The 17,552-nt window shown below is 70.3% G+C and carries 16 protein-coding genes and 1 other RNA gene; 10 read left to right on the top strand and 7 right to left on the bottom strand.

Features of this window, described 5'->3' with window-relative positions; translation table 11 throughout:
• Nucleotides 1–21: 21 nt before the first annotated feature.
• The 3 genes from ABDZ66_RS12510 to ABDZ66_RS12520 form a co-directional block, all read right to left on the bottom strand.
• Nucleotides 22–729 carry an ABC transporter ATP-binding protein gene (locus ABDZ66_RS12510; protein WP_343759413.1) on the bottom strand — a complete coding sequence of 236 codons (708 nt, stop codon included), beginning with the start codon at nucleotides 727–729 and terminating at the stop codon, nucleotides 22–24.
• On the bottom strand, nucleotides 726–1,496 hold the full coding sequence (locus tag ABDZ66_RS12515) for an ABC transporter ATP-binding protein (RefSeq protein ID WP_343759417.1): 771 nt from the start codon (nucleotides 1,494–1,496) through the stop codon (nucleotides 726–728). Before ABDZ66_RS12515 ends, ABDZ66_RS12510 begins: the two co-directional genes overlap by 4 nt.
• A gap of 314 nt (nucleotides 1,497–1,810) precedes the next feature.
• On the bottom strand, nucleotides 1,811–3,013 hold the full coding sequence (locus ABDZ66_RS12520; RefSeq protein WP_343759421.1) for a PucR family transcriptional regulator: 1,203 nt from the start codon (nucleotides 3,011–3,013) through the stop codon (nucleotides 1,811–1,813).
• Nucleotides 3,014–3,169: 156 nt separating this feature from the next.
• On the opposite strand from ABDZ66_RS12520, the gene hpaE reads away from it, so the two are divergent.
• The 7 genes from hpaE (at nucleotide 3,170) to hpaI (ending at nucleotide 10,084) form a co-directional block, all read left to right on the top strand.
• On the top strand, nucleotides 3,170–4,699 hold the full coding sequence (hpaE, locus tag ABDZ66_RS12525; protein WP_343759427.1) for a 5-carboxymethyl-2-hydroxymuconate semialdehyde dehydrogenase: 1,530 nt from the start codon (nucleotides 3,170–3,172) through the stop codon (nucleotides 4,697–4,699).
• 1 nt (nucleotide 4,700) lies between these two features.
• Complete coding sequence (hpaB, locus tag ABDZ66_RS12530; RefSeq protein WP_343759430.1) at nucleotides 4,701–6,179, top strand: 4-hydroxyphenylacetate 3-monooxygenase, oxygenase component; 1,479 nt, start codon at nucleotides 4,701–4,703, stop codon at nucleotides 6,177–6,179.
• 1 nt (nucleotide 6,180) lies between these two features.
• Complete coding sequence (gene hpaD, locus ABDZ66_RS12535) at nucleotides 6,181–7,149, top strand: 3,4-dihydroxyphenylacetate 2,3-dioxygenase (RefSeq protein ID WP_343759433.1); 969 nt, start codon at nucleotides 6,181–6,183, stop codon at nucleotides 7,147–7,149.
• 160 nt (nucleotides 7,150–7,309) lie between these two features.
• Nucleotides 7,310–8,095, top strand: a complete 786-nt coding sequence (locus ABDZ66_RS12540) for a fumarylacetoacetate hydrolase family protein (RefSeq protein WP_343759437.1) — start codon at nucleotides 7,310–7,312, stop codon at nucleotides 8,093–8,095.
• Nucleotides 8,095–8,487 carry a 5-carboxymethyl-2-hydroxymuconate Delta-isomerase gene (locus ABDZ66_RS12545; RefSeq protein WP_343759441.1) on the top strand — a complete coding sequence of 131 codons (393 nt, stop codon included), beginning with the start codon at nucleotides 8,095–8,097 and terminating at the stop codon, nucleotides 8,485–8,487. The genes ABDZ66_RS12540 and ABDZ66_RS12545 overlap by 1 nt, the downstream gene beginning before the upstream one ends.
• Nucleotides 8,484–9,296 (top strand): 2-oxo-hept-4-ene-1,7-dioate hydratase, encoded by an 813-nt coding sequence (gene hpaH / locus ABDZ66_RS12550; protein ID WP_425544432.1) that lies wholly within the window; start codon nucleotides 8,484–8,486, stop codon nucleotides 9,294–9,296. The genes ABDZ66_RS12545 and hpaH overlap by 4 nt, the downstream gene beginning before the upstream one ends.
• Nucleotides 9,293–10,084 carry a 4-hydroxy-2-oxoheptanedioate aldolase gene (gene hpaI / locus ABDZ66_RS12555; protein ID WP_343759445.1) on the top strand — a complete coding sequence of 264 codons (792 nt, stop codon included), beginning with the start codon at nucleotides 9,293–9,295 and terminating at the stop codon, nucleotides 10,082–10,084. Before hpaH ends, hpaI begins: the two co-directional genes overlap by 4 nt.
• A gap of 72 nt (nucleotides 10,085–10,156) precedes the next feature.
• Here hpaI and ABDZ66_RS12560 read toward each other — a convergent pair whose 3' ends face one another.
• From ABDZ66_RS12560 to tal, 4 genes are all read right to left on the bottom strand, one after another.
• Nucleotides 10,157–11,413 (bottom strand): vWA domain-containing protein, encoded by a 1,257-nt coding sequence (locus tag ABDZ66_RS12560; RefSeq protein WP_343759449.1) that lies wholly within the window; start codon nucleotides 11,411–11,413, stop codon nucleotides 10,157–10,159.
• A 162-nt stretch (nucleotides 11,414–11,575) separates the two neighbouring features.
• Entirely contained in the window at nucleotides 11,576–12,247 is a 672-nt protein-coding gene (locus ABDZ66_RS12565) for a MerR family transcriptional regulator (RefSeq protein ID WP_343759452.1), read from the bottom strand.
• Between the two features lie 156 nt (nucleotides 12,248–12,403).
• Nucleotides 12,404–13,471, bottom strand: coding sequence for an NAD(P)-dependent alcohol dehydrogenase (locus ABDZ66_RS12570; RefSeq protein WP_343759454.1), 1,068 nt, complete (start codon nucleotides 13,469–13,471; stop codon nucleotides 12,404–12,406).
• A 208-nt stretch (nucleotides 13,472–13,679) separates the two neighbouring features.
• Nucleotides 13,680–14,612 (bottom strand): transaldolase, encoded by a 933-nt coding sequence (gene tal, locus ABDZ66_RS12575; protein WP_343759459.1) that lies wholly within the window; start codon nucleotides 14,610–14,612, stop codon nucleotides 13,680–13,682.
• A 306-nt stretch (nucleotides 14,613–14,918) separates the two neighbouring features.
• On the opposite strand from tal, the gene ABDZ66_RS12580 reads away from it, so the two are divergent.
• From ABDZ66_RS12580 to ssrA, 3 genes are all read left to right on the top strand, one after another.
• Complete coding sequence (locus ABDZ66_RS12580) at nucleotides 14,919–15,392, top strand: VOC family protein (RefSeq protein ID WP_343759462.1); 474 nt, start codon at nucleotides 14,919–14,921, stop codon at nucleotides 15,390–15,392.
• Between the two features lie 150 nt (nucleotides 15,393–15,542).
• Nucleotides 15,543–16,487, top strand: coding sequence for a DUF808 domain-containing protein (locus tag ABDZ66_RS12585; protein ID WP_343759464.1), 945 nt, complete (start codon nucleotides 15,543–15,545; stop codon nucleotides 16,485–16,487).
• 73 nt (nucleotides 16,488–16,560) lie between these two features.
• Nucleotides 16,561–16,917, top strand: a transfer-messenger RNA (tmRNA) gene (gene ssrA / locus ABDZ66_RS12590).
• Nucleotides 16,918–17,552: the final 635 nt, after the last annotated feature.

The raw sequence follows: 17,552 nt of genomic DNA on the forward strand, positions 1-17,552 counted from the left end.
GAGGGGCGAAAGAGGGGGTGGTCAGACGCTCAGGTACTTGAGGAGGTCGCCGTGGCGCGCCCCGACCTCGTCGCGGGCGACCTCGTCCACGACCTGTCCGTCCACGAACACGTAATGCCGGTCCGCGAGGCGCGACGCGAAGCGCAGGTTCTGCTCGACCAGCAGCACGGCCATGCCGTCGGCCCGCAGCGACTCGATGATGTCCCCGATGCGCCGCACGATCACGGGCGCGAGGCCCTCGCTGGGCTCGTCGAGCAGCAGCAGGCGCGGTCCGGCCCGCAGGACCCGCACCATGGCCAGCATCTGCTGCTCCCCGCCCGAGAGCTTGCTGCCCGGGTGATGCCCGCGCTCCCGCAGGACCGGGAAGGCCTCCAGGGCGCGTTCCAGACTCCAGCCGCCGGGCCGCGCGGGTGGCAGTTCGAGGTTCTCCCGGACGGTCAGGGTGCTCATGACCGCGCGTTCCTCCGGCACCCACGCCAGGCCGCGCGCCGCGACCCGGTGGCTGGGCAGCCGCGTGATGTCCTGCCCGGCGAACCGGATCTGGCCGGTGCGGCTGCGCAGCACTCCCATCACGCTCTTGAGGGTGGTGGTCTTCCCGGCCCCGTTCCGGCCGATCAGGCTGACGACCTCGCCCGGCTGCACGTGCAGGTTCACGCCGCGCAGCACGTGACTCTGCCCGTAGTAGGCGTCGAGGTTGCGCACGTCCAGCAGCGGGGCGGGCGTGCTCACGCGGCCCCTCCCTCGCCGGGCTCGTCGCCCAGGTACGCCTCGATGACGCGCGGATCGAGCCGTACGTCGTCGTAGCGGCCGCTCGCGAGTACCGACCCGTACTGCAGGACCGTGATGCGGTCGGCGAGTTCCGCCACGACACTCATGTTGTGTTCCACGAGCACCACCGTCCGTCCGCGCGCCACCTGCCGCACGAGCGCCGCGACCCGCGCGATCCCCTCGGACCCCATGCCGGAGGTCGGTTCGTCCAGCAGCAGCACGCGCGGCTCCTGCGACATGGAAATCCCGATCTCCAGCTGCCGTTTCTCCCCGTGACTCAGTTCCGACGCGGCCCGGCCGGCGAAGTCGCTCAGGCCGACCGCCTGCAGGATCTCGTCTGCCCGGTCCCGCAGCCCCTCCAGGCGCGAGAGCGGCGTCCAGAAGCGGTGCGGGAGCGGCGTGCCCGCCTGCAACGCCACCACGACGTTCTCCCTTACCGTCAGGGTGGGAAACACCGAGCTGATCTGAAAGGACCGTGACAGCCCGCGCCGGACGATCTCGTGCGGCGCGAGGGCGTCGATGCGCTGCCCGAACAGCGTCACCTCGCCCGCCGTGGGTTTCAGGAACCCGGACAGCAGGTTGAACAGCGTGGTCTTCCCGGCTCCGTTCGGGCCGATGATGGCGTGAATCTCACCCTCCTGAATCTGCAGGTTCACGTCGTTCGTGGCGCGGAACCCGCGGAACTCCTTGACCAGTCCGCGCGCCTCGAGCGCCGGGGCGGCGCCCATCAAGCGCCCCGCCAGCAGGCCGCCCGCAGCCCGCCGGGCCGCGCCGTTTCGAGGGTCGCTTTGTCTGGAGTGAAGGACCGGGGAAGCCCGTGAACCGGAGTTCGTGTGAATCTGCTCGGGCTGAACGGTCGTCCGGACCGTTCAGCCGGAATCCGTCGCATGGAACGCATCTGCCTCCTTTGGCACGGGCCGCTGCGGCGTGAACCGGGACGGTGCCGGCGGGCCGCAGTGCTGGGTTGTCGTCTGCCCGGCAGCCTAGGGCGCACCCGTCACAGGCGCGTTACACCCGGCCGCGCCACGGGAACGGCGCGGCGCTAGGGCGTGACGAAGGCGAGGTAGAGCCGCGCGACGAAGGCGGGTTCCGTCAGCGCGCCGCCCAGCAGTTCCTCGGCGCGGCGCAGGCGGTAGCGCAGGGTATTCACATGCACGTTCAGGCTCCGGGCGAGGTCGTTCAGGGATCCCCGGTGCGTCAGGTACGCGCGCAGCGTGTCGGCCAGTTTCCCTTCCGGGTCCCCGGCGTGCAGGCGGGCCTGCCAGTCGGCGGCGTGCGCGGCCCGCTCGGGGCTGTTCAGCAGGGGCCGCAGCGGGTCGGTCTGCGTGAAGGTCGCGGCCCCGCGTGCGGGGGCGAGCGTGAGGGCCTGCGCCGCCTCGCGCAGCGCGTCCGGCGCGGCCACGGCCCCCGCGTGCGCCCGGCTGACACCCAGCCGGAAGGGCGCGGTGGTGGCGTTCAGCAGCGCCTCGTGCAGTCCGGCCGCACTGACCGGGTCGGCAGCGGGCCACAGCCACACGCTCATGTCATGGTCGCCCTGGGCGCGCACGGCGGTCAGGCAGGTCAGGCCCCGGCGGTAGAAGAAGCCCTCGCCGACGCTGCACAGCACGTCCAGCTGCGCGGTGCGGGCCTCGCGGGTGCGGGCGGAACGGGGCGGCGGGCCGTCCAGGCGCAGCGCGGCCACCGTGAATCCCTCGCCGGGCGGCAGTTGCGTCGCGTCCCCCGCGAGGAGCGCCTCGAACTGCCGTTCTCCCACCCGTCGCCGCGCCGCCCCGGCTGCCGCCGCCTGCAGCCGCGCGAGGCGCAGCAGTTCCGCGATCAGCGCCGCCAGATCCGCCCAGCCGGGCGCGGCCCGCAGCTGCAGGGTGCCGACCGGGCGGCGCTCGAACGCCAGGGGCACCTCGGTCAGTTCCGCGCCGTCCGGGGCGTGCCCGGCGTGCGCGACGACGTCCCCCCAGCTTGCCCGCACGGTCACCTCACCGCCGGTGACGCCCGCCAGCCAGCGGGCCAGGGGCACCTCCGGTTGCGGGTGGTTCAGGGCGCGCTGCGCACCGTCCAGCAGGGCGCGCAGGCCCGGCAGGTGCGGCTGCAGGAGGTTCGCCTGCCGCCGCGCGAACGCGGCGCGGACGTCCGCTGCCGGGATGTCGGGCAGCGCCCGCACGGCGGCTTCCGCGTCCCCGATCCGCTCATCACCGGCAGTGGGGGAGAGGCCCAGCGCCTCCCGCACTGCCGCGAGCGTCACCGTCATGCCGACCACCTGGGGCTGTGCATTGTCGGATCATACAAAAGCCTTTGTGATTTCTGTGCATCACGCCGTTGAGCCCCCGCCTGCGCGGGCCTACGCTGCGGGGAAGCACACCACACGTTCCGGGCGCATCCCGACGCGCCCCTCTCTGGAGGGTTCATGACCGTCACGACTCCGTCCCCACTGGACGCCCTGCACGACCGCCTGCGCGAGCCGCTGCGCCACTTCATCGCTGGCGAGTGGGTGAGCGCGCAGTCCGGCGACACCTTCGACTTCCACGCGCCCAGCGACAACCGCCTGCTGGGCCGGGCCGCCAGTGGCGACGCCCGCGACATCGACCGCGCCGCGCAGGCCGCGCACGCCGCCTTCCCCGCCTGGAAGGCCCTGAGCGGCAAGAAACGCCGCGCGCTGCTGTACCGCGTCGCCGACCTCATCGAGGCCCGCGCGCACGACATCGCCGTGGCCGAGAGCACCGACACCGGGCAGCCCATCCGCTTCATGAAGAGTGCCGCCGTGCGCGCCGCCGAGAACTTCCGCTTCTTCGCCGACCGCGCCGAGGGCGCCCAGGACGGCCTGAGCCTCCCCACCGATGGCTTCCTGAACTACACCGTCCGCCAGCCCATCGGGCCGGTCGGCGTGATCACGCCCTGGAACACGCCGTTCATGCTGAGTTCCTGGAAGATCGCGCCCGCCCTGGCTGCCGGGTGCACCGTCGTGCACAAGCCCGCCGAGTGGAGCCCCGTGACCGCCACGATCCTCGCGGAGATCATGCACGAGGCGGGCATTCCCGCCGGGGTGGTGAACCTCGTGCACGGCTTCGGCGAGACCGCCGGGAAGGCCCTGACCGAGCACCCGCTGATCCGCGCCATCGCGTTCATCGGCGAGAGCCGCACCGGCAGCCTGATCCAGAAGCAGGGCGCCGACACCCTCAAGCGCGTGCACCTCGAACTGGGCGGGAAGAACCCGGTCGTGGTGTTCGACGATGCCGACCTGGACAGGGCGCTGGACGCCGCGATCTTCATGATCTACTCCCTGAACGGGCAGCGCTGCACGAGTTCCAGCCGCCTGCTCGTCCAGCGCGGCGTGCATGACGGGTTCGTCGAGGGGCTCGCGGCGCGCGTGGCGAACATCCGCGTCGGCGATCCCCTCGACCCCGCCACCGAGGTCGGCCCGCTGATCCACCCAGCGCAGCTGGCGAAGGTCTGCTCGTACTTCGACGCGGCCCGCGCGGACGGCGCGACCATCCGGGTGGGCGGCGAACGCCTCGGCGACACCGGCAACTACGTGCGCCCCACCCTCTTCACGGACGCCCGCAACGACATGCGCATCGCGCAGGAGGAGATCTTCGGCCCGGTGCTGACGGTCATCCCCTTCGACACGGACGGGGACGCCCTGCGCCTCGCCAACGACGTGCCGTACGGCCTCGCGGCGTACCTGTGGACGAACGACCTGACCCGCGCGCACACCTTCGCGCACGGCCTGGATAGCGGCATGATCTGGGTGAACAGCGAGAACGTCCGCCACCTGCCCACCCCCTTCGGCGGCATGAAGGCCAGCGGCATCGGCCGCGACGGCGGCGACTACTCCTTCGACTTCTACATGGAAACGAAGAACGTCGCCATCAACCTCAGTGGCCACCGCGCCCAGCAGCTCGGGATGCCGGGCACGCCCCAGAACAAGGAGAATTGAGATGGCCCGCACCGGACAGCAGTTCCTCGACCGCCTGCGCCTGAACCCGCCCAACCTGTACATCGACGGGCAGCGGGTGGAGGACGCCACCACCCACCCCGCCACGCGCAACATCGCCCATTCGCTGGCCGGGCTGTACGACCTGCAGCACGACCCGCGCTACCGCGACGTCCTGACCTTCGAGGAGGACGGCGAGCGGCACGCGACCGCGTTCATGGTGCCCCGCACGAAGGACGACCTGCGCCGGATCGGCGAGGCGCACCGCCTGCGCGCGAACTACTCGCTGGGCACGCTGGGCCGCGCGCCGGACTACATGAACACGAACGTCATGGCCGCCGGAATGGCGAGCGCGTACTTCGACCAGGGCGAGTCCAGCGGCGAGCCGGGGTCGGGCCGGAACTTCAGTGAGAACATGCGCCGTTACTTCGAGTACGTGCGCGACCACGACCTGTGCCTCACGCATGCCCTGACGAACCCGCAGGTGAACCGCGGCAAGCAGGCGTCCGAACTGCCCGACCCGTACATCGCCATGGGCATCGTCGAGGAAACCGAGGCCGGTGTGATCGTGCGCGGCGCGCGGATGCTCGCCACCCTCCCCATCGCGGACGAGATCCTGATCTTCCCGTCCACCGTCATCAAGGAAAACGGCGACCGTAGCCGCTACGCCATCGGCTTCGGGCTGCCCACGAACACGCCGGGCCTGTACTTCCAGTGCCGTGAGCCCTTCGACCTGGGCCGCGACGTGGAAGACCACCCGCTGTCGAGCCGCTTCGACGAGCAGGACGCGTTCGTGATCTTCGACGACGTGCTCGTGCCGTGGGAGCGGGTGTTCCTGATGTACGACATGACCCTCGCCAACCAGGCCTACGCCAAAACGGACGCCGTGCTGCACATGGCGTACCAGGTCGTGAACCAGAAGGTCAGCAAGACCGAGGCGTTCCTGGGCCTCGCGCAGAGCATCGTGGACACCGTCGGCAGCGGGGGGTTCCAGCACGTGCAGAGCAAGGTCAGCGAGATCATCGTGACCCTGGAGATCATGAAGGCCCTGCAGGTGGCCGCCGTGGAAGGCGCTCAGCTCAACGCGTACGGCGTCATGACGCCCGCGCGCGGCCCGCTGGACGCCGCGCGGAACTACTACCCGGCGATCTACCCGCGCCTGAACGAGATCATCCAGCTTCTCGGCGCGTCCGGGATCATCATGATGCCCGGCAAGGCCGACCGCGAGGGGCCGCTGGGGGCGTTCATCGAGAAGCACCTGCAGGCCACCAACGCCAGCGCCGGGGAGAGGCTGAAACTCTTCCGCCTCGCGTGGGACCTGACCCTGAGCAGCTTCGGTGCGCGGCAGAACCTGTACGAGAAGCACTTCTTCGGCGACCCCATCCGCATGCACAGCGCCCTGTACGAGGTGTACGACAAGAAACCGTACGTGCAGCGCATCCGCGAGTTCATCCACCAGACCGATCCTGTGGCGGCGGACTGAGATGACTATTCCGAACATCATCCGCATCGCGCACGGCATCTTCTATGTCACGGACCTCGCCGCCTCCCGCCACTTCTACGTGGACCTGCTCGGCCTGAACGTCCTGCACGAGACCGAGGGAGCCCTGTACCTGCGCGCCAACGAGGACCGCGAGTGGACCCTGAAACTCGAACTCGCGCCCGAGGCCGGCGTGAAACACCTCGCGTACCGCGTGGGCACCGACGCCGACCTGGACGCCCTCACCGCCTTCCTGGACGCGCAGGGCATCCCCTGGCGCTGGGAGACCGAACTGGACCGCCCGCGCCTGCTGCGCTTCCAGGATCCGTACGGCGTGCCCGTCGCGTTCTACGCGCAGTCCGTCAAGCACCCCTGGCTGCTGCAGGACTACCACCTGCACCGCGGTGCGGGCCTGCAACGCATCGACCACATCAACGTCATGACGCCCGACGTGGAGGGCGTGATGCGCTGGTACATGGACCACCTGGGCTTCCGCCTCAGCGAGTACACCGAGGACGACCACGGGCGCATCTGGGCCGCGTGGATCCAGCGGCGCGGCAGCGTCCACGACCTCGCCCTGACGAACGGCGCAGGGCCGAGACTGCATCACTTCGCCTACTGGATGCCGGACATGGGGAGCATCATCCGCACCTGCGACATCCTCGCGGGCGCCCGCATGCCCGAACACATCGAACGCGGCCCCGGCCGCCACGGCGTCAGCAACGCCTTCTTCCTGTACATCCGCGACCCCGACGGCCACCGCATCGAGCTGTACACCAGCGACTACCTGACCGTCGACCCGGACTTCGAACCGATCCGCTGGCACCTCGACGACCCGCGCCGCCAGACCCTCTGGGGCGCCAAGACACCCAGAAGCTGGTTCGAGGAAGGCTCCCTGCTCGAAGCCTACGAGGGCGGCTGGGTGCAACCCCGCGAGAGCGACCTCAAGGGCCTGCCCGTCCACGTGATTTAAGTTGAATGGGAATAACCCCTCCGCCCCCTGAAGGGGGCACCTCCCCTCGAAGGGGAGGCTAAAAAACTCTCCTGCGCGGTTTGGCTCCCCTCTAAGGGGAGCTGGCCGCGCAGCGGACGGAGGGGTCCGCCCGCGACTCCGTTCCCTACCGAGGTTTCCAATGAAAACAGCGAATTTTATGGCCCGTGGCCGTCAGCACCGTGGCGTGCTGCGAGATGGCATGCTGATCGACGCGGCGGGTGAGGCGCACCACCCGGAGGAGGTGCAGTTCCTGCTGCCCGTGAATCCCGGCAAGGTGATCGCGCTGGCGCTGAACTACGCGGATCACAACGCCGAACTGGGCTTCAAGACGCCGGAGGAACCGGTGATGTTCCTCAAACCGAACACCAGCCTGCTGCCGCATGGCGGCACGGTGGAGTACCCGCGTGGGGCGCAGTTCATGCACTACGAGGTGGAGCTGGGCATCGTGATCGGCCAGGACGCGCGGCGCGTGAAGGCGAAGGACGCCGAAGACTACATCGGTGGGTACACCATTGCGAACGATCTGGTGGTGCGGGATTACGTGAGCAACTACTACCGCCCGCCCATGCGCGCCAAGGGCTGGGACACCTTCGGGCCGCTGGGGCCGTACCTCGTGTCGGCGGACGAGGTGCCGGATCCGTACAACCTGGGCCTGCGCGCCTTCGTGAACGGCGAGCTGCGCCAGGAGGGCAACACGCGCGACATGATCCTGCGCGGCCCGGAGCTGATCGAGTTCATGAGCCGCTTCATGACCCTGCAGGCGGGCGACGTGATCCTGACCGGCACGCCCAAAGGCGTGTCGCACGTGAAGCCGGGGGACGTGATGCGCCTGGAGATCGACGGGCTGGGCGCGCTGGAGAACGACGTGCAGTGGGAGTCCGAGGATGCCGAGCCGCTGATCGCGCAGGAAGGGCAGCGGATCTGATGCCGCACCTGACCGTGGAGTACACCGACAACCTGACGGCGCCGCGCGTGCCGGAGCTGCTGCGCGCCCTGAACGGGGTGCTGCTGGCCCGTCCGGACGTGTACCCGCCGGGCGGCATCCGCGCGCGCGCGCACCGCCTGACGGAGTACGTGGTGGCGGAGGGCGCGCACGACGACGCGTTCGTGCACGTGACGCTGAAGATCGCCGCCGGGCGCAGCGAGGCCGTGAAGGCCGAGACGGGCGCGGCGCTGTTCGAGGTACTCATGAGCCACTTTGCCAGCGATTTCGAGGCCCGGTCTCTGGCCCTGTCGCTGGAGATCGCGGAATTCAGCGAGGCGGGGACCTTCAAGCACAACAACATCCACGCCCGCTACCGCCAGGTGACGTCGTGAGTGGCCTGTCGGACGCGCAGGTGCAGGACGCCGCGCGCCGCCTGCACGCCGCCGAGCAGTCCCGCACGCCCATGCGGCAGCTGTCCGGTCAGTACCCCGGCCTGACCATCGCGGACGCGTACCGCGTGCAGGACGCCTGGGTGAGTCACAAGCTCACGCAGGGCCGCCGCGTGATCGGGCACAAGATCGGCCTGACGTCGCGCGCCATGCAGCAGGCCGTGAACATCGACGAGCCCGACTACGGCACCCTGCTGGACGACATGGTGTTCAGCGAGCTGCAGCCCATCCCGTCGGGGCGTTTCATCGTGCCGCGCGTGGAGGTGGAACTGGCGTTCATCCTCGGCCGGGACCTGCGCGGGCCGAACGTGACCGTCATGGACGTGCTCGACGCCACGCGCTGGGTGGTCCCGGCCGCGGAGATCATCGACGCGCGCATCGAACGCGTGGACCGCGAGACCGGCGCGACCCGGAAAGTCACGGACACCATCAGCGACAACGCCGCGAACGCCGGGATCGTGCTCGGCGGGCGGCCCGTGCGGCCCACCGACGTGGACCTGCGCTGGGTGGGCGCGCTGCTGTTCCGCAACGGCGTGATGGAGGAGACCGGCGTGGCGGCCGGCGTGCTGAACCACCCGGCCGAGGGCGTGGCGTGGCTCGCCAACCGCCTCGCCCCGCACGGCGTGACGCTGCGGGCGGGGGAGACGGTACTGGCCGGGTCGTTCGTGCGCCCGGTGGACGCCGCGCCCGGTGACCTGTTCCACGCGGACTACGGCCCGCTGGGCAGCGTGACCCTGAGGTTCGCGCGGTGAGCGCCCCGGACCTGCACAACCCCCTGAAGGCCGCCCTGGCGCGCGGGGAGTTCCAGCTGGGCCTGTGGCTGGCCCTGGCCGACCCCTACAGCGCCGAGATCATCGCCGGGGCGGGCTTCGACTGGCTGCTGATCGACGGGGAGCACGCCCCGAACGACGTGCGCAGCACCCTGAGCGTGCTCCAGGCCATGGCGGCGTACCCGGTGACGCCCATAGTACGGCCCCCCATCGGGCAGACGCACCTGATCAAGCAGTACCTCGACCTGGGCGTGCAGACCCTGCTCGTCCCCATGGTCGAGAGTGGCGCGCAGGCGAGCGAGCTGGTCGCCGCGACCCGCTACCCGCCGCGCGGCGTGCGGGGCGTGGGTAGCGCGATCGCCCGCGCCTCGCGCTGGAACGCCGTGCCCGACTACCTGCACCGCGCCGACGATCAGGTGTGCCTGCTCGTGCAGGTCGAGAGTGCCGCCGGACTGGCCGCGCTGGACGACATCCTGGCCGTCGAGGGCGTGGACGGCGTGTTCATCGGCCCTGCCGACCTGAGCGCCAGCCTGGGCCACCTGGGCAACCCCGCGCATCCGGACGTGCAGGGCGCGATTCTGGACGCGGTGACCCGCACCCGCGCGGCGGGGAAGGCAGCAGGCATCCTCTGCACCGAGGCCCAGGTGCCGCACTACCGCGCGGCGGGCTGCACGTTCATCGCAGCGGGCGTGGACACCACCCTGCTCGCCCGCGCGGCCCGCGACCTCGCCGGGCGATTCCAGACGGACACTGGCCAGGACGTGTACTGACCGCGACCTGTGGCAGAAGGGAGGGGAGGAGTGACCCGAATCGGCCCTCCTCCCCTCCCTGATCCGCCGTGGTCAGAGTCCGGGTTTGCTGCGGCGGACGTTGTAGCTCTGGCTGGTGGCACGTTTGCGGGCCAGGCGTTCGTCGGTGGCGAAGTCCTGGTCGAGGCTCAGGAGTTCATCCACGTCGCTCTGCAGCCCGTCGATGTGCAGGGCGCTCAGGCGTTGGCTCTCGCGGGTCAGGGCGGCGCGGGACATGTGGAGGTCCCCGGCGGCGGCGTACGCGACGGCCTGTTCGCGCACGCGGGCGGCGCGCAGGCGTTCGGCGGCCAGGGCGACGCGGGGATCGTCGGGCAGCGCGGCGTACGCATCGGCGTTCAGGACCGGGAGGGTCAGCTGCGCGCGCAGGGTCTGCCGGACGCCCTGCCGGTCGTTCCAGGCGAGGCGCACGCGGGCCACACCGGTCGCGGGCGCCTCGCCCTGCGCGGGGACGTGCAGGGTCAGGACCACTTCGATCGGCTGCCCGGCCTTCAGGTTCGGGAGTTGCCAGCGGCCGTACGAATTGCGGGGCAGGTCGTTCAGCACGTCGCAGCGCAGGCTGCCGAGCGCCGGGTTGGGTTCGATGCCCAGGCTGACGGTCTGCCCGGTGGTGCGGGTCAGGCCCTGCAACTCGGCGCTGAAGAACGCGGGGAGGCCTTCCTCATTCTCGATGTGTTCGTAGTTGCCGTCCCCGGCGTCGGCCATGGCCTGTAGCAGCGTCTCGTCGTAGTGGTGGCCCAGGCCGACGGTGCTGGTGCTGACGCCGCGCGCGGTGAGGCCCCGGACGTGCTGCGCGATCACGTCGGTGCGGGTCTCGCCGGCGTTGGCCTGCCCGTCGCTGAGGATCAGGACGCGGTTGAGGGCCTGCGGGTCGAGGTGCTGCGCGGTCAGCATGGCGCCCTCCAGCCAGCCGCCGTACAGGTTGGTGCTGCCCCGGTCCGTGACGCGTTCCACGGCGCGGCACAGCGTCTCGGGGTCCGTGACGTGCTGCGGCGCGATCACGGTGTCGATGGAGTCGTCGAACGCGACGACGCTGACGCGGTCGTGGGGTTGCATCAGGCGGATGGCGGCCTGCGCGGCGCGGCGGGCCATCTCGATGGGCTGGCCGCTCATGGAGCCGCTGCGGTCGATCACGAACGACAGGTTCAGCGGGGGGCGCGTGCCGTTGCCGGTGGGGACCGGGGCCGGGTGGACGCGCAGCAGGACGGTCAGTTCGCTGTCCTGCCCGGCGGGGAGGGCGGCGCGCAGGGGCAGCAGTTCGAGGGTGGGCATCTGGGACAGAGGGGTGGGCATGGCGGGCTCCTGTGGTGCGCAGAGGGGTGGACCGGCCGGTCAGGGTCGGGTGGTGGATCGGACTGGGTGGAACTGAATCCAGTCTGACTCTGACAACCATAATTGTCAACAGTCTGGACTGATTACGTTCCGCTTCCTGTTCCCGACCTCAGTGTCACCCGCCTACGCGTCATCCCCTGACGCGCCGCGCTGCCGCTCCTGCACGTCACGCAGTGACTCGCGCACCTCGCCCAGCAACTCCTCCCACGCCGCCTCATCACGCGGCCAGCGGAACTGCTCTCCCACCAGCACCTCCAGCCCACGGCGCACCAGCACCTGCGACCGCACCTGCACCGAACGACTCACCCGCTGCGCCGGCACCGCCCGCAACGTCAGTTCACGCGGCTGCATTCCCATGCTCTCGCCCGCCATGTCAGCCCGCAACCCCCGGAGGTAATCCAGCGCCGACACGCCCTGCACGGCGGACGAGGGAGGCCCCGACACCACCGCCTCATGCGGCGTCGCCTCCGTTCCCCACTGCGCCAGCCGCTCCAGGTCCGCCTCCGACCGCCCCGACAGCGTGCCGAACAGCACCTTTCCGCTCAGACCGTCCGCCATCAGCCGCCGCAGCGCCAGCAGATGCAGCAGGTGCCGGCGGTCATACCGCGCCTCACGGCCCTCCCGGCGCGGCGCCGGAAGCAACCCCGAGGTCGTGTAATGCCGCACCAGCCGCGCATTCACCTCATCCTTCGGGCGACCCGCGCGGTCCTCGGGCAGCAGGCGCGACAGCCACACGTTCGCCTCCGCGACGAACCCGTCGATGCCCCCCACCCAGTCCTGCGCGATTCCCAGCATCCCCCCACACTACCAGCGCCCCGCTGTCACTGACAACGCAGGGTGACAACGTCAATGGGGCAGGTGGACTCTGCCCCGTTCCTCCCCCGCCTCGCAGCGCTCGGTGGCGCTGCGAGGCGGGGAGGGGGCGCAATCCTTTCAACCGGAGTTCCCGGTTCAGTCGGCAGCCTGTTCCTGTTCGGCGCGGTAGGCGGCCATGTCGATCACGAAGCGGTACTTCACGTCGTTCTTCAGCATCCGCTCGTACGCTCCGTTGATGTCCTGCATGCGGATCATCTCGACGTCGGCCACGATGCCGTGCTCGGCGCAGAAGTCCAGCATCTGCTGCGTCTCGGCGATCCCGCCGATGTTGCTGCCGGCGACGCTGCGGCGCTGCACGACGAGCGGCACGCCGCTGAGGCCCACGGGTTCCAGGGCGCCCACGATGACCAGCTGCCCGTCGCGTTTCAGGGTGGCGAGGTAGGGGTTGAGGTCGTGCCCGCTGGGAACGGTGCTGATGATGAAGTCGAAGCTGCTGCGCGCGGCTTTCATGGCGGCGCGGTCGTTGCTGAGGATCACGTGGTGCGCGCCGAGGCGGAGGGCGTCGTCGGCCTTGCCCTGCGAGGTGGTGAACAGGGTCACGTCCGCGCCCATGGCGACGGCGAGTTTGATGCCCATGTGGCCCAGGCCGCCCAGGCCGACGATGGCGACCTTGTGACCGCGCCCGATCTTCCAGTGGTTCAGGGGAGAGAACATGGTGATGCCGGCGCACAGCAGCGGCGCGACGCCCCGGAGGTCCAGGGTGTCGGGAACGTGAACGGCGAAGCCCTCGGTCACGACGATCGCAGTGGAGTACCCGCCGTGCGTGGGGGCCTGCGTGTCGCGTTCGCGGGCGTTGTACGTCCAGGTGGCGCCGTTCTCGCAGTACTGTTCGAGCCCTTCGGCGCAGGATTCGCAGTGCTGGCAGGAGTCCACCATGCAGCCGACCCCGGCGAGATCCCCGACGCGGAAGCGGGTGACCTGCCCACCGACGGCCGTGACGCGGCCGACGATCTCGTGGCCGGGCACGAGCGGGTAGAGGCTCGGTCCCCACTCGCTGCGCGCCTGGTGCAGGTCCGAATGGCAGACGCCGCTGTACAGGATCTCGATCTGGATGTCGGTGGGGCGTAATTCCCGCCGCTCGATGGTGTGGGGTTGCAGGGGGGTGGTGGCGTCGAGGGCGGCGTAGGCATGAACGGTGGGCATGGGGGAACTCCTGGCTGGATGGGGGGGCTGGGGCGGTGGGCGGCGCGGCGGTCCGGGCGGACGCGGCGACGCCCGGCGGCCGGGCCCGGCTGCGGGGATTCCCTGGCAGTTCGGGCAGGACCGCGCCCGGCGGGTGCGGGGGGCGGCGGCAGGGCCGTGCCTGCGTCGGGCTGGCCGCGGTTCTCCCGCTGCGCGCGACCGTCGCGCCTCAGGCGGTGGCGGGTTGCGGGGCGCGCAGCAGCGCGCGCAGCTTCTCGGTGTCCTCGTGGAAGCCGCGGATGCCTTCGGCCAGTTTCTCGTTCGCCATGGGGTTGGCGGCGAGCGCCCAGCGGAAGTCCGCCTCGGTCAGGGGCGTTTCGGTCTCGGTGGCCGGCGCGGGCGTCAGGACCCGTTCGAGGGGCGTGGTGTCGGCCGCCAGTTCCCCCAGCAGGGCGGGACTGACGGTCAGGCGGTCACAGCCGGCCAGGGCGCGGACCTGCGCGGCGCTGCGGAAGGACGCGCCCATCACGACGGTCGGGTAGCCGTGCGTCTTGAAGTGCCGGTAGATGCCGCGCACGCTCTGCACGCCCGGGTCCTGCTCGGCGGGGTAGTCGGCGGTGCCCGTGTGCTTCTTGTACCAGTCGGTGATGCGGCCCACGAACGGGGAGATCAGGTAGGCCCCGGCCTGCGCGGCGGCGACCGCCTGTTCCTGCGAGAACACCAGCGTCAGGTTGCAGCGGATGCCCTCGGCTTCCAGGATGCGGGCGGCCTGCACGCCTTCCCAGGTGGTCGCCAGTTTGATCAGGATGCGGTCGCGGCCCACGCCCTGCGCGGCGTACAGCGCGATCAGGTGCCGGGCCTTGCCGACCATGGCGTCCGTGTCGAAGGACAGGCGGGCGTCCACCTCGGTGCTGACGTACCCGGGGACCAGGCGGGTCAGTTCCGTGCCGATCCGGACGGTCAGCTGGTCGATGGCGGCCTCGACGTCACCCAGCGCGCGGGCCTCGTCGAGCAGGTGGGCGTAGCCGGGCAGGCCCGCCGCTTTCAGGATCAGGGACGGGTTGGTGGTGCAGTCCTGCGGCTGGTACTGACGGATGGCGTCCAGGTCGCCGGTATCGGCGACAACGACGGTCATCTGCTTGAGCTGTTCGAGTGCGTTCATGCGGTCCTCCGGGAAAGGCTGGGAAGTCGAGGGTGAGAGGGGGTGTCCCGCGCCGGGGCGGGCGTCCGTTCGTCCGTACCATACGCCCCGCGCGGCCGGCGGCAACAGGTTCATGCAGACGTTTCAGCGGTCCGCGCGGGGTGTGGTCAGGGGAGTGCGCGTCGGCCCGGGAGGGGGCGGCTCCGCCCGCTGACCAGCACGGACTGTACAGGGACCGGCGCCCGCGGTCTGTCAGGATGGAGGGGCCGGTGTCATTTCCGCCCCCGCCCGGACAGGACGGGGCGCGCGGCCCCGCAGGAGCGTCCCATGACCCAGCCACCCCAGGCCCGGAACGTGCTGGGCACCGTCCACACCGCCATCGCCGTGAGCGACCTGACCCACCAGCTCGGCTTCTGGCAGGAGGTTCTGGGTTTCACGCTGACCGGCACGGCGGAGATCGGTGGGCCGCTCCCGGAGGCGGAGACGGGCGTCCCCGGTCTCCGCAGCCGGATCGCCATGCTGACCCGGGACGGGCAGACCGTCGAACTGTACCAGCCGCTCGCGCCGGACGACCGCCGGACGTACCGGCCCACCCCGGCCGACATCGGTTCCTGGCACCTGGCGTTCAGGGTGGCCGATCTGGACGACCTGATCCGCACCAGCGCGCCGTGGGGCTGGCAGCTGCGCGGCCGGGTGGCGGTCGTCGAGGAAGGACCCGGCCCGGTCGGCGCGCGCCTGGCGTACCTGCACAACGCCGACGGCACCATTCTCGAATTCGTGCAGCTGCCCACGCCCCGGTGAACCCACCCCCATGAAGCGGCATTCAGGGGTCAACCCTCAAGAACACCCCTGCCCCGCCCACGCACGGTCCCGCGGCCCGGTTGCTACCCTGGGGAAGATGCCTGAGCGCCCTTCCTTCCACTCCCCCCACCCCTCCTGCCGGAGCACCGCGTGAGCGGCGGTCTCGTGGCCCTGCTCGACGACGTGGCCGCCATCGCGCGCCTCGCCGCCGCCTCCATCGACGACATCGGCGCCGCCGCCAGCAAGGCCGGCGTGAAGGCCATCGGTGTGGTCGTGGATGACACCGCCGTCACGCCCCGCTACGTTGCCGGTTTCAGCCCCGAACGGGAACTGCCGATCATCTGGCGCATCGCGCGCGGCTCCCTGCGGAACAAGGTCGTGTTCATCCTGCCGGCGGCGCTGCTGCTCAGCCAGTTCCTGCCGTGGGCGCTGACCCCGCTGCTGATGGTCGGCGGCGCGTACCTCTGCTTCGAGGGGGCCGAGAAGGTCTACGAGGCCCTCAGCGGGCACGCGCCGGACCAGGCGCAGGCCAGCGCCGAGCTGAACAGCGCCGAACACGAGCAGAAGATGGTCTCCGGCGCTATCCGCACCGACTTCATCCTCTCGGCGGAGATCATGGCCATCTCGCTGGCCGAGGTGGCCACGCAACCCATCGTGTCCCGCGCCCTGATCCTGGTGGTCGTCGCGCTGATCATCACGGCGCTGGTGTACGGCGTGGTGGGCGTCATCGTGAAGATGGACGACCTGGGCCTGCGACTCGCCCGCAGCGGCTCCGGGGCCGCGCGCACCCTCGGGCGCGGCCTGGTCCGTGGAATGCCGGTCGTCATGTCGGTCCTGGCGACCGTCGGGACCGCCGCGATGCTCTGGGTCGGCGGGCACATCCTGATCGACGGGCTGGACAAGCTGGGCGTCACGGCCCCCGCCCACCTGCTGCACGACTGGTCCGTCGCGGCCGGGCACGCCCTGCCGGCCCTCGAGTCAGTCGTCGAGTGGCTGGTCGAGACCCTCGGGTCGGCCGTCGTGGGTCTCGTCGTGGGTGGCCTGATCGTCGCGTTCCTGCACCTGCTGCCGGGCCGCAGGGCCGCCGGCCACTGAGCGCCGGAGGGCGCGGGCGTTCCTGCAAACATGGACGGGACCGCCCGCGCGTGGTAGACTGAGCGTCCCTTTCGGGGATGACCCGGTTTCGACGGGGATCGCTGAGCGGGACGTTGCGAGCCGAGGATGACCGTGGGCCTCGTTAATCATCGGTCAAAGCCTTTAACTGGCAACAACAACAGCACCACCTACGCCTTCGCTGCTTAAGCGAAGCAGTGACCAGGAAGCCCGGCCATTGGCGTCCTGCGAACTTCCAAAAGATGGCTAGCCTGAGCCGACGCTCCTGAGCGCGGGCGAAACTTAAGGAGCTGGGGTTGAAAGCAGCGTGTCCCTGCGCGGCTGATACCCGAGAGCCAAATCATGGACTACGCTCGTAGAGACCAACGCAATGGGTCTTCGGACGGCGGTTCGACTCCGCCCATCTCCACCACACAGCCAGCGCCCCGGGCCACCCGCCCGGGGCGCTGACCTGTCGTGCGCCTCGCCCAGGCCCGACAGACCGCCTCGACCCGCTGATACGCCGTGCCTGCCACAAACGGCAAGGCCCGGAAGGTCATCCTGCCCGTCGCCAAGGGGGGAGGGCCAGACTGAAACGGATTCCGTTTGTTTCGCCAACAATCCGCAACTTCACCGGATTGCCGGCTCCACGTCCAGAACCCGTTTTTCTTCCACTCGCTTCGCTCGGATTGAACGGGCTGTAAAGCCCATTCAATCGGAGTCCGTATGAAACACCGTGAACGCCGCGCAGATGGTCACGGACCCCTGCAACCCCACCGGGCATCTCGCCATGATGAGCGACCGGTAACGCTCCAAGAATGACCTCCAGAACCTGCCCCTCTCGATGCGAGGGACGCCGATACGGACTGCCGTTTGTTTCGTTCACAGATCGGAACACCACCGATCTGTCAACGCCACGTCCGGAACCCGCCCAGCTCCTCCTCGCTTCGCTCGGTAGTTGGCTGGAACTATGCCCGACACCACTGAAATGGGAGCGTCCGGGGCCTATCCCCGGACGTGTCAAAAGAGCTCCCACTCGAGAGTTTCGTCTGTCAGAACCCCGCCTGT

The sequence above is a fragment of the Deinococcus depolymerans genome, from assembly GCF_039522025.1.
GTDB lineage: Bacteria > Deinococcota > Deinococci > Deinococcales > Deinococcaceae > Deinococcus > Deinococcus depolymerans.